Source organism: Limosilactobacillus albertensis (genome assembly GCF_014145555.1).
GTDB classification, from domain to species: Bacteria; Bacillota; Bacilli; order Lactobacillales; family Lactobacillaceae; genus Limosilactobacillus; species Limosilactobacillus albertensis.
The window spans coordinates 1-12,982 of sequence record NZ_JACIVD010000078.1 but is presented as its reverse complement, the minus strand read 5'-3'; the positions used below and the strand labels follow the sequence as shown (position 1 = coordinate 12,982).

Here is a 12,982-nt window from a genome sequence, read left to right as displayed (position 1 = left end):
TAAAAGTATAACCATTCTGCATAGCCAACCCCTGATAATAGGCATTTAACATTTCGCCTTCTCACTACTAAAATCTAATTATGATATTGTTTTAGGAGGCTTATTAACTTGAATCGTCAAAATCAGTTGGGACACATTAGACATACGCTTCAATCTCGTCACCTTTCCATGATTGCCCTCGGCGGAACCATTGGAACCGGCTTATTCATTGCTAGTGGTTCAGCAATTACAACTGCTGGTCCTGGCGGCAGCTTAGTCGCATACTTCATCATGGGGTTGATGGTTTTCTTCCTAATGACGAGTCTCGCGGAAATGGCTACTTACAACCTGCGCAGTGGCTCCTTTGCAGAATACGCAACCCATTATGTTGATCCCGCGCTCGGCTTTGCGATGGGCTGGAATTATTGGTTCGGGGGCGCAATTACGATTGCTGTTGAGCTATCAACCGTTGGGATCGTCATGAATTTTTGGTTTCCCCACATTGCAGCGTGGATTTTTAGCCTGCTCGCCTTTGTTATTATTTTTACTATTAATTACTTTTCCGTCCGGGCATATGGTGAAGCGGAATTTTGGCTCTCCTTATTAAAAGTTGCCGCTGTAATTATTTTTCTTATCGTCGGAATCGGCATAATTCTTGGACTAGTCGGCAACCATCCGGCCATTGGCTTTAAGAATTTTACCTATAAACAAGCCCCTTTCGTTAACGGTATTCCAGGAATCATTAGTGCTTTCGTTGTTTCCGGGTTTTCGTTTCAGGGGACTGAAATGGTCGGAATCGCTGCTGGTGAATCGGCTGACCCAAAGCACAGCATCCCAAAGGCAATTCACGCAACATTCTGGCGGATCTTATTATTTTATATTTTGACAATCTCAGTCATTGCCTGCATTCTTCCCTACACCGATAAACGGCTGCTTAGCTCCAATGTCCAAGATATCATTACCAGTCCATTTACCCTGATTTTTCAATATGCTGGTCTGCGTTATGCCGCTGGAATCATGAACTTTGTAATCTTAATCGCAGTAGTTTCGTCAGCCAACTCTTGGCTATATGCTATTTCACGTATCCTCTTCTCACAATCAATGGAGGGGTTCTTATGGAAAGGGTTCAAGGACGTTAACCGGCGCGGAGTTCCAATCATCAGTTTCCTTGCCATGTCTGTCCTAAGTTTAGCTCTCTGGGGACTACAATTCATCGGCCCAAACGTTTATAACTACTTAATTAGTGCCACTAGTTTAGCTGGTTTCATGGAGTGGTTGGGAATTGCAATCGCTCATTATCGTTTTCGGCGCGGATTCCTTAAACAGGGCCACCACCTTAATGAACTCACATACCATGCCGCCCTTTTCCCGTTTGGCCCAATCTTTGCTTTCGTCTTATGCATCATTGTCATTGCTGGGCAAAACATTAATGCCTTCATCAAACTTGACTGGTCAAATATCCTTATTACTTACATGAGCGTACCCCTCTTTGTTGGCTTTTATCTCTACTATAAGATTCGTCATCATACCCACCTTATCCCTCTCGATAAAATCAAATTAAAGTAAAAGAGGTTGTGACATAAGTCCTATTACTTAGATAAAACACGAACAGCGCAGTACACAAATGAGCTCCAGTGTTCGGTAAGATCCGAACTCTGGAGCTCTATTTGTGCTTGCGGGGGCGTGAAGACGAAGTCATAAATGACTTCTGTCACGCTCCCTTTTTTACAGATATTTATGTTTTATAAAGGAGAAATTCATCTTAGTATCCTATGCTTCTTTAACCGTAACCCCCTCATGGATCGTTTGGACAGCCAATGCCCCGATAAGAAGGGAAATCCCGCCAAGCAAAAGCATCATTGGTTGATTGTGACCAACAAGCGGGAAGAGGAAGAAACTGCATAGCGATGCAATAATTTGTGGCACACAGATTCCGACATTAAAGAGTCCCAGGTATGCCCCTTCGTTTTTACCATTGAGAGATGAAGTAAGAAGGGTAAACGGAATGGTATTAATACTAAAGTTACCAATTCCAAACATAATCATCGCAATAATTGAAGTCGTCTTAGTTGTTACAAAAGTCATCCAGATTAAACCTAAGCCACCAACAATCATTCCAAATGTGTACCATTTCTTCCGTGAACCGGCCTTAGCGTGGGCATAAATCAAGCCCCATACAATACCGGCAATACTATAAACAGCCGTTAAGATCCCGTACCAGTTACCAGCGGCTTGATAGCCAGCAGAAGTTACATCAGAAGTGTGCCAAATATTACGAGCACAAGTTCCGGTAGTATATGTCCAAACATACATGATTGCAAACCAGCTAAATAGCTGAACAAGGTTAATTTCCCAGAAAGCCCGTGGTGCGGTTTTAACTAACTTCCAAAGACTAACTGATTTGTTTTGCTCAGTCGGATCAATGTGGTGGTACTTTGCATATGTTTCTGGATCATATTCCTTAACATTAAAGACGGTCCACAAACCGGTAATAAGCAAAACGGCCGCTGCACAAAGGTATGACCAGATAACGGTATTAGGAACAACACCCTTTTTGGCAGTATTTGACATTCCAAACATCGTAAAGATAAATGGCAAGATCGTAGCTAAGATTCCGCCACCATTAGAAAAGACTTGCTGCCAGGACCAGGCAAAGTTTTTTTGCTTATTATTAACCATGTCACCAACAATCATCCGTGATGGCTGCATACAAATATTACTAAATAAGTCCATCAAACATACCGCCGTAGCAGCATAAATCATCGCAGCCATTGAACCATATCCAAAGCCAAGCGAGCCAGAGAATGGCAACATAATTAAAACTAACGCCGCAATTGGGGTTCCAAATAACAGGTATGGCAACCGCCGACCAAAACGGTTCCATGTTCGGTCTGACATCTTCCCCATAATTGGTTGAACAATCATCCCCATTAATGGCGGAAAAATGAAGAAGAAACCAAGATTATTAGGATTGGCACCAATCGTCTGACAAATACGGCTCATTTGCGAGCTTTGCAGTGAGAACGCCATGTTAATTCCAAGAAAGGCAAACGTAATTGCAAACAATTCTTTCTTGGGTAAATCAGGCATTCCCGTATCAAGATCAATCTGTTTCGTTTCTACTTTTTGTTCCGAATTTGAAAGTGACTTATCCATAATCGTTCATCCCCACTCTAATATTGATAAACCTTAGCTTCATATGGACGGATGGTGTCATTTTGGTCATCCTCGTAATTACTAATCAGCAATTTCGCATCAGCCGGTACATCATAATGGCGATTTACAGTCTCATCAGTATAATTCAAGATTACTAATAAGGTCGTATCATCGTCTTGCCGTGTATATGCAAAGATTTGTTCATCATCGTCATTGCCAGGAACCAATGCATATTTTCCATTAGTAATTACCGGCATTGTGTGGCGCAACTCAATCAGCTTTTGGTAGTAGTAGAAGATTGAATTTTTATCTGCCAAGGCATTCTTGACGTTAATCTGCTTATAGTTAGGGTTAACCTTCTCCCATGGCGTATGATCCGAAAATCCAGCATACTCGCTATCATCCCATTGCATTGGTGTCCGGGCATTATCACGTGAATGAATAGCAATGTATTTCATCATTGTCTTACCATCAAGCAAATGCTGGTCATCAACCAGTTGGTGATAAGCATTGATTGATTCAAGGTCAACGTAATCTTCAAGCTTTGGGAAGTAGGCATTGGTCATTCCAATTTCTTCCCCTTCATAAATGTACGGTGTTCCTTGCATCATGTGGGTCATCGTCGCTAACATCTTGGCTGATTTGACACGATAATCTTCTGTTTGGTCATTACCAAAACGGGACACAACCCGTGGCTGATCATGATTATTCCAATAAAGCGAGTTCCAAGCCTTACCATAAAGCTTTTCTTGCCACTTCGTTAAGTTTGCCCGCAAATCCTTAAGACTGGTTTTACGGTCATCCCACTTGCCAAGAGCTGGATTAGGATTACTATCAAGACCCATGTGCTCAAACTGGAAAATCATGTTTAACTCTTTATTATCGAGACTGGCATATTTTTCAGCATCTTTTGGCGTAGCTCCCGGTGTTTCACCGACCGTTACCATCTTGTGTTTACTCATGACGTTCTTATTCATTTCTTGCAAGAATTCATGAATCCGGTGACCGTTTGATACGAGCGGTTCAACATTGGCGTATTTCTCATCACCGCTCTTCTTAGCATCTGGCAGTCCATCCGGTTTGGAAATCAGGTTAATAACATCCATACGGAAACCATCAACCCCTTTGGCAGCCCACCAATTCATCATGTCATAGACAGAGTGGCGAACTTGTGGATTTTCCCAGTTAAGGTCTGGTTGTTCAGGAGCAAAAAGGTGGAGATAGTATTGACCAGATTCGTCATCATATTTCCAAGCAGCACCTGAGAAGTATGATCCCCAATTATTTGGCTCTTTGCCGTCTTTACCGTCACGCCAGATATAATAATCACGATATGGGTTATCCTTCCCTTTTCGTGACTCCTTAAACCAGTTATGTTGATCAGAAGTATGGTTAACAACCAAATCCATGACCAGTTTCATTCCTCGTTCATGAATTCCATCGATCAATTCTTGAAAATCATCCATGTTACCAAGTGTCGGATTGATTGCCTCATAGTTGCTAATGTCATAACCATTATCAACCTGTGGCGACTCATAAATCGGATTTAACCAAATAACATCGGCACCAAGTTTCTTAATATAGTCAAGACGGTCAATAATTCCGCGAAGGTCGCCGACACCATCATGATTAGTATCTTGGAAGCTTTTGGGGTAGATTTGATAAACAACTGATTTATTCCACCAATGATTATTTTCCATAAAATAAAACCTCTCTCCATAAAATTACGTGATTTTTGCTTTTAATCATTAATGTAAACGTTTACTTGAGCTCAATTAAATATTAACACCTATATTTTTAATTGCAAGAGTTTTATGTAAACGATTACATTTTAAGTAAAATAAAAAAGGCTGAAAAGCGTATTTTCAACCTCTTACTTAGAAATTTAAAATCTTCGTAAATGACGTAGCGAGTGATTTAACCGACCATTATTCTGGAACCGGCCATGCCGACGTGGCGGCCGCCGTCCAGGCATCGGTAGCGGAGCAGTTGAAGTCTCCTCTTGCGTTTCTTCAACTTGTTGTTCCGCAGTCACAATTTCTTCTAACGCTGGTTCAGTCGATTGTGCCGCAGTAGGCTGTTCACTAGTTCTTGCTGTTAGTGAATCAGGTTCCGCCGAGGCAGGAGAATCAGCTTCACTTGATACTGTTTCTTGTTCAGGGGCACTCAATGCGATTGATAATTCATCGCCTCCTACAGTATCTTGCATAACTACTGGCTGCGCACTTTCACTATCTTCCGTTGAATCTTCAATTTCTTTATCGGAACTCATTGCTGAATCAGTAAAAGAGACAATATAAGCAGATGAATCCGCAGTGGTTTCTTCTTGCTCACTCATCGCCATCGATTCAGCAGGCTCACTCTCCATTGGCATATCGTCCGTCGTCATTTCATCTTCAGCATCGTGATCTTGCACTTCACTGTCTGTCGGCATTTCCTCACTTGCCATACCACTAATAGTGTCATCCAAGTCCTGCGAAATCGCTGCATCGTGATTTTCTGCTGTTTCAATTTCTGATGATTCCTCTACGACATCTTCTTCTACAGATGGTTCGTCCATTGCCGGCTCTGTGTTAGTATCTGTTTCATCTAAATCAACCGGAATATCAATATTCTGTTCTTCCATCGCAACAACTTCTGGTGATTCACGTGGAACATTTGTTGCGAGCTCATCCATTTCTGCATCCGCTGACATATCATTGGCAACTGAATCAGCAGTTTTAACACCTGCTTTAGGAACCGCATGACCAGTTGCCTGCATTGGTATTCCATCCGCCATTGCCGCCGTTGAGTTACTCATGTAAACATTTTGCTGGTCAACGCCAAATAAACGCGCGCGTAACCGGACTGCACCATTAAGTTCATCATTATACTGCCCAATTACCTTGATAATGTAAGAATCGTTAGTATTGTCAGCCGCAAAATTCAAGCGCATCTTATTGTCGGCAAATGACATCGTAAGTGGCGTTTCTACAAGGTGGTCGCCTTCAACAACAGGGAAGCGGTTCGTAATTTCCCGTAGCCGTTGAAGGTTTACCCCATACGATTGCGGCAGCTTTAAGTCACGAGAATTGCGATAAATTTCAATCCGCATTGTCGATGGTTTAACAATGGCATTTGATAAATCTTCAACAAGGTCGCTAGTGTTAAAAATAATATAAGCATGATTAAGATCTTTTTGGGCAGGATTTACATAGATTAAATCGGTAAAAATGTGCTGATCCTGATCGAATTGCATCATTCGACTAGAAATTCCCAAGAACATATCATTATCAAGGTCAGGATAATCAACATCAATCGTAAAATCTTTACGATAATCATCAATACTAATAAAACAACCTAGGCCGAACTTATTCTCAGGCGTTGTTAACGGATCAACCGCCAATTCTCCCGTTAGCTCACCAATTATTTGCCGGTGTTCCGTTACATAATTAGTAAATGTATATACTAGCTGATGTTTCTCAGGATAGTACTCGCCCATCGCAATAACCACACCGTTTTGATCGGTGAAGTCTGGAATTGGTTTTTGGGGATGACCATTGGGAGCAATAATCAGGTTCGGTGATAACTGAACAACAAACTGGTCAGCCGGACGAACATCCTTAGCAACCGTAAAACTTGTGTGCCACTTGACTGTATCCTCACGAGTCGGGTCAAGGAAAAAGTCTGCTTGCGTATCAGTTTTCACATTATGCAAAATGTGCCCGTCTTCATAAAATGACCCAAATTCCAACTGATCAGGAGTCACTTGATTCTTTTGTTGTGATTCTTCTTCCGTCGGCTGGTATGCCGTTTCTGGCTGTTGATCTTCGTCTGGCACGCTTTGTGCAACAAGCATCAATACTTCGCACAAGTTAGCCCTAAAAAAACCAGCCCGTAGATTTAGAAGTCCATAATAAAAATTCATTGCTTGATAATTATCCATTTTTACGCCCTCATTCTCCGTCTTTAGTTTATCGATAGATAACAGTTAAAGGCTTCAAAAACACTACTATTATTTTTTCGCTCTTATCTTTCTATTCTATTATACTCAATTTTTAGTATACTCAATTTTTAGTTATATAGATGATAACTGTTGCCATTGTTGCCAAGTTTTTTCATCAGCTAACCCGGCAAGGTTATTATAAGCACCATCACTCAACTGCTGAAGTTCATTTTGATCCTGTAATAATTTAACAACCGTCTGAATAAAGCGTGCTTGGTTGTTTAATGGAATGATTTCACCATTTTGTCCTGAGGTTACCATTTCAGCAGGACCATAAAGGTAATCATATGAAACAACCGGTACTCCGTGATTTAGCGCCTCGCCCATTGCAAGCGGCTGGGCATCAATCCTGCTTGCATCAACGAATAATTGTGCCTGATCATATGCTTCATCCAGCTGTACTTGATACCCGGCAAATTCAACAGCATCGCCCACCCCAATATTTTGAGCCTGTTTTTTATAATTATCAACATCCTCAACAGTCCCATAGCCGTAAAGGGTTAATTTACTTGCTGGCACTTGTTGGTGAATCTGTGCAAACATGCTAATTAGTTGACTAGTCTGCTTATCTTCCGCCAACCGTCCGACATAAATTAATTGTCCTTGCTTCCGATCTGCTTCATTGATTCGCTGGTACTCCTGTAATACTGGTGCACCGTTAATTACCAATACCGGAATGGCATCATGAATTTGACGACGTAATACCTTTGCTTGATTTTCCGTCATGACAATAATGCCGTCCCATTTCTTTGCCGCCGTTGTCATCGGCTCAACAAGCATTGAATTCAGCGGTCCGTTTATCAAATCCTGCCCGTCGTTTACTTGATTCATTGGCAACCACAAGAACCGCTTTGCTTTGCTGGTCATCTTTTGAACCGGCTTAATTGCCACTGCTGGACGATCGGCAATAAAGATATTATTTTCGCCATTTTCTTTGTTTAACTCGTCAAGGAAAAAGATAAATAAGTCTTCAAGATTATCAAAGTAATAATCCTTGCCTTGATAATCACGTAATACATTCAAAGAGTTAATCGGTGTATTCTCAACTGACTTAACAAAGTAGCGTTCGAGGTAAACCTGCCCGGTTGGACGGTAATAACGGCTATAATACATCTGTCCATCTTCACCAAAAAATTCATCCACGGCCTTAAAACCACGAATATCGTAACGTTGGCGAAGCGTCATGTTTCCAGCAATATCAAAATAGTCAACATGGTTTACCTGACCAACTGTCCCGGCCGCAAAGTGAACTTCACAAACAAGCCGGTTACCATCTTTAACTTCACGATAGTTATTTCCGGTCCCAACCTGATAATCAATTGGCAGGGGCAGGTCTTCCGTGTGGAGTTTTTGTCCTTGATAATCTGTTGTTCCAGCAAAGAAATCATACATATTCATAAGCTGGTCATCAGTCAAAGCAAATTTTTTTATTGTTTCATGGAGTACAGGGTCAAAGTCACGTGTTACCAATTTTGCAGGGGCGCCATGCTTTTTGAATAAGGCCAGCCGTTTCATTTCCGCATGTTCAACACTAGAGTTACTACTTAATAAATACTGATTTACAAAAAAGTACACTTTACTCTTCCCCCTTTGCCTGCATATCAGCCACCAGTTCATTCCACAATTTCATCACGTTTGGTTCCGAATAACGTTTACTATCTTCGTATGCACTTGCACTCATTTTCGCCAATCGTTCCTGATCTGTTAATAAGCTAATAATTGCTTGTGCTAATCCATCAATGTCACCATTCTTAGTTAGCAACCCATCTTGCTGGTCAATAATTACGTCTGACGGACCATACTTGATATCATTAGCAACAATCGGTAAGCCATGAGATTGGGCTTCTACCAGTGATAAAGGCAATCCTTCAGCACGGCTCGGCAAAATAAGCAGCTGGGCATCTTCATATACTGAATTGACATCATCCGTATAGCCATGGAAGGTTACCGAACTATTGATTTGCTCCTCTGTAACAATTTTATTAAGGGTCTTATCGAAGTTATCATTAGCATATCCCCAAAAATCCAGTTTAGCATCTGGAACCGACTTTAAAACTTGCGGCCATGCCTTTAATAGGTGGTCCTGCTGTTTTTCTGGAGATAGACGAGCCACCATTACTACTTGGTTTTTGGCCCGCTTTTTAAATGGAACATGCCGTTTATCAATAACGGACGCTGGGACAATCGGGCCAGGAATCCGGTAGATTTTCACGCCTAGTTTACCGAACCGGTCGTAAACATCTTTTTGCTGCTGCGGGGTTAATGCAATAATCCCATCCCAATCCTGAAGATGCTTCAATCCCCAATCGTAGTTATAATTAAGCGGTGAGTGCAGCATGTCAGCCGGATTATTAACATGGTCATTATGTAACTGTAGTACCCGGAAAACACGGTGCTTCATATTCAAAACTGCCCAGCCTAATTCGTAGACCCGATCGACTATAAAGCCAACCGATCCCTGACCACAAATTTCTTTATTTGTAACCAGTTCATCAAGAAAGAACCGCGTCAATTGTTCAAAATCACTAAAATGATAATCATGTCCGTGATAGTTAAAGAGGTGGTACGTTTTGATCTCTTTATCCCGCTTATCTTTTTGGTGAGTGAGTTGAATAGCAAGTGAACCATCAGGACGGTAGTAGTTTTCCGTAGCCATTTTTCCTTCCCAGTCATAAAGCTGCTCGACTGAAATGAATCCCCGGCTATCAAACCAGCTGACTTTCAGCAATTTCCCAAAATGGTCAAAGTATTGTAAGTTAATCACACGGCGGTCAGTATCGCTTCGGCGGCGGACATAGAGAATTCGTTTGCCATTTTGATAATAATTATAATTAATTCCATCAGCTTTACGTTCCCAGCGCGGGTTAACCGGAATGTCCTTAATACGGATATTCTTTTGCGGAACATCACAAGCTTCTTGGAAATAATCAAATAAGTTCACAAAATCATGGTCATTAATCCCTGCTTCGTTCGTAACCAAATGAAGTTCGTTTGAATATTGACGTGTAACGATTTTAGCAGGCTGGTGGTACTTTTCAAATAAGTGCAAGCGTTTAATCTGCGCATGCTCGATCCCTGATTTATTTTTTTGAATATTATCGTTTAGGAAAAAAAGCATTCTCTATTTCCCCTTTCATGGTTATCACTTTGAGTTTACCATATAATTGTTAATATTCCTTGAAAGCTTGTGAGACGTTTCCTATCAACCGCGCAATGTGTTAATATTAGTATTTATAGAAAGAAGTGGACGAGATATGCAAAACCCATTTGGTAATAACAATAATAATGATAACCAAAATCCGTTTAACTTAAACAATCTCCCCCTACCACCAAATTACGCTAAAATCGTTAATGACCAGGGGGATATCCGAATTGCCAAAGTCGGCTTTTCATGGACAACTCTTTGGTTTGGCCCACTGCCAGCTCTTTTCCGTGCTGACTATTACAATTTTATTTTAATGATTGTGCTAACCCTTGACTATGGACTAGTTGCCCTCTTCTTTGGGCTTAATAGCTTAGTACAATTTCCATGGCCGTCTGTTTTCTTTGGCTTTTTCTATAACATGATGTACTTCCGACACTTATTTAATAAAGGCTATCGTCCTGCTGACCAACGCTCACGCGAATTGCTGACACGGTCACGATATTGGAAAGATAAGTAATATAATAAAATCCCCTAATAATCGAAGTCTATCACCGATTATTAGGGGATCAATTTTAAAAAGTTTATATAATCCAAATTAATATTATTACTCTGAATATGACTTATAAATTTCAATCAATTCTACCGGAGACTTAGTTTGGACTAAACCAGCAATCGATTTAATCTCATTAATGCTTAAAGAGTCAGGTGCCGCACCCCATAACATCAATAAATTAACAATAGTATTGATGTAGAGCGTCTTAATAAACGCAAATGGCAACGGTGACTTGACATCGGCCTTGCTTATATCAATATCACCAAATAAATATGGGACACGAGCATCAAATTCGTCGTTTGCTAACTCGACAATCATTTGATAAAGCTGCATGTCACCATTTGAAGAAAGCAAGTTTACCAAGAAATGCTTGTTCTCATTGCAAAATGATAAAGTCTGGTTAAAAGCAACACCAGCTAAATTCTTGATCTCATCAGCATCTGGAAGATGATTGTCATTCTTTAAAGTCTCACGATCAGTTATCAATGCTTGTTGTAACTTATTTAATAATTCATCTTCTATATCATGAAGAAGTTCATGTTTATTTTGATAGTAATTGTAGAAGGTTTTCTTACTGATCTCCGCACTATTCACAATATCATTTGTAGTAACTTCAGACAGTTTTTTAGAATCTAGAACGGCAATGAATCCTTCTTTTATTCGGTTTAACGTATTAATCTTGCGAATATCCATCTTTTACCTCCTAGTACTTTAGCATAATACTATTTCAAGTTAAAAAATAGTAAAAATTGATTCTCAGCTAAAGAAAATATGTTTTTAGTGGAACTTTTACACTCTTAGTGCATAATCTCTCAATACTGTTAACAAGTGATAAATAAGGTGTTAAGATACACCTGAATTGAAATTCTAACGATAAAAACAACTTTGAAGAAAAGAATCTATTTTTATATCCTTATCTTTTTTCTCATTTTAATAAGGATAATTTCAAATAAACTCCCAAAACTTAACAGTTCTTTCTTCTAGGGTGGTGCCAATGGTTGCTTTTTTCGTTAGGCTCTTCAATCGGACAAAACGTCCATTTAATTAGTAGCCGATAATGTGCGATATCCGCTACTGTTATTATCTCCCGAAATGTCAATTTAAATTAGAAAAATGTTGAAAGCTGTTCATCTGTGACGTGACTTAGGAATACTTCAAGTGGTGTGCGGTAGTGAAGTGACTTCCGTGGAATAGTATTTCGTTTGTGCATCAGCTGGGTGATTAGTTCATCTGGTAAATTACGGAAGTCTAATCGTTTACTGAGACCGTCACGACGTAAGATACCATTATTGTTTTCATTCAGGCCGCGTTGATTGGGCGCTCCAACCTCCGCAAAATAAGTATGAAGATCATGTTTATTGGCAATCTCACGCCAGCCCGCGAATTCCTTACCATTATCAAAGGTAATCGACTTAACGAAATGACGAGGTATTTTAGAAAGCCATTTATCCAAGTGATAGTTAACTGCTTCATCAGTTTTACGATGAACGTTAAGCACAATCATCACCTTAGATTGACGTTCCACCAAGGTCATGACCGCACCACGATGAGCTTTTCCTTGAACAGTATCAGCTTCAAAGTGACCAAACTCGTGTTGGTAGTGAGGAAAATCATGGTATCGCTGGTAAATACTCCGACCGAGATGCCCCGCCTTACCACGTCGTTCGACATAGCCATTGGGGTGTCGCTTGCCTTTCATCGGTAATTGCTGGACGGCAAAATTGTACTGTCCACGAGCAAACATCCGATAAAGTGTCCGCATACTACAGCTAATTGTCCGTTCTGCTCGACCAATGATCGTATCAGGTGTCCAGCCCGCTTTAACCTGCTCATTGATGTAGCTGATCTCATCCTTGGCTAGCTGAGCCTGCTTACGACCACAACGCTGCTTATTCCGTTGGTAAGCCTTAAGATACTGTGCAATGGTCTTACCGCTATCAAGAAATCGATAGACTCGGTAAATAGTTTCTTGGCTTCGTTTAAGCAGTTTAGCAGCTTGATAAGCCTTCGTACCTTGGTGCCAAAAATTAGCTATGAGGGTTAGTTCACGTGTGGTAAGATGTTTATAAGTCATTTGTGATGTTCCTTTACTTTTGTTTGTGGTTATTCAAAAGTCTATCACAAATGGCTTTTTTATTTTTCTAACTTAATTTTACAAACGGCG

9 protein-coding genes are annotated in these 12,982 nt (G+C 40.5%); 2 read left to right on the top strand and 7 right to left on the bottom strand.

Annotated features, from left to right (window positions below):
* Positions 1-168: 168 nt before the first annotated feature.
* Positions 169-1,545 carry an amino acid permease gene (locus tag H5S41_RS11725; protein WP_182603457.1) on the top strand — a complete coding sequence of 459 codons (1,377 nt, stop codon included), beginning with the start codon at positions 169-171 and terminating at the stop codon, positions 1,543-1,545.
* A 204-nt stretch (positions 1,546-1,749) separates the two neighbouring features.
* On the opposite strand, the gene H5S41_RS11720 is transcribed toward H5S41_RS11725, so the two are convergent.
* The 5 genes from H5S41_RS11720 to asp1 form a co-directional block, all read right to left on the bottom strand.
* Complete coding sequence (locus tag H5S41_RS11720; protein WP_182603445.1) at positions 1,750-3,135, bottom strand: SLC45 family MFS transporter; 1,386 nt, start codon at positions 3,133-3,135, stop codon at positions 1,750-1,752.
* 17 nt (positions 3,136-3,152) lie between these two features.
* Positions 3,153-4,835 carry an alpha-glucosidase gene (locus H5S41_RS11715; RefSeq protein ID WP_182603444.1) on the bottom strand — a complete coding sequence of 561 codons (1,683 nt, stop codon included), beginning with the start codon at positions 4,833-4,835 and terminating at the stop codon, positions 3,153-3,155.
* Positions 4,836-5,020: 185 nt separating this feature from the next.
* Positions 5,021-7,060: a fibrinogen-binding adhesin SdrG C-terminal domain-containing protein gene (locus tag H5S41_RS11710; RefSeq protein WP_182603443.1), complete on the bottom strand. Its 2,040-nt coding sequence runs from the start codon at positions 7,058-7,060 to the stop codon at positions 5,021-5,023.
* A 132-nt stretch (positions 7,061-7,192) separates the two neighbouring features.
* Positions 7,193-8,695: a glycosyltransferase gene (locus H5S41_RS11705; RefSeq protein ID WP_182603442.1), complete on the bottom strand. Its 1,503-nt coding sequence runs from the start codon at positions 8,693-8,695 to the stop codon at positions 7,193-7,195.
* Position 8,696: 1 nt separating this feature from the next.
* The gene (gene asp1 / locus H5S41_RS11700; protein ID WP_182603441.1) at positions 8,697-10,238 is read right to left on the bottom strand and encodes an accessory Sec system glycosyltransferase Asp1; all 1,542 of its coding nucleotides are present in this window, start codon (positions 10,236-10,238) and stop codon (positions 8,697-8,699) included.
* A 136-nt stretch (positions 10,239-10,374) separates the two neighbouring features.
* On the opposite strand from asp1, the gene H5S41_RS11695 reads away from it, so the two are divergent.
* Positions 10,375-10,782 carry a hypothetical protein gene (locus tag H5S41_RS11695; protein ID WP_153709494.1) on the top strand — a complete coding sequence of 136 codons (408 nt, stop codon included), beginning with the start codon at positions 10,375-10,377 and terminating at the stop codon, positions 10,780-10,782.
* 87 nt (positions 10,783-10,869) lie between these two features.
* On the opposite strand, the gene H5S41_RS11690 is transcribed toward H5S41_RS11695, so the two are convergent.
* Together H5S41_RS11690 and H5S41_RS11685 are read right to left on the bottom strand one after the other, a co-directional pair.
* Positions 10,870-11,511, bottom strand: coding sequence for a TetR/AcrR family transcriptional regulator (locus H5S41_RS11690; protein WP_231793400.1), 642 nt, complete (start codon positions 11,509-11,511; stop codon positions 10,870-10,872).
* 412 nt (positions 11,512-11,923) lie between these two features.
* Positions 11,924-12,892, bottom strand: coding sequence for an IS30 family transposase (locus tag H5S41_RS11685; RefSeq protein WP_085720378.1), 969 nt, complete (start codon positions 12,890-12,892; stop codon positions 11,924-11,926).
* Between the last annotated feature and the right edge of the window lie 90 nt (positions 12,893-12,982).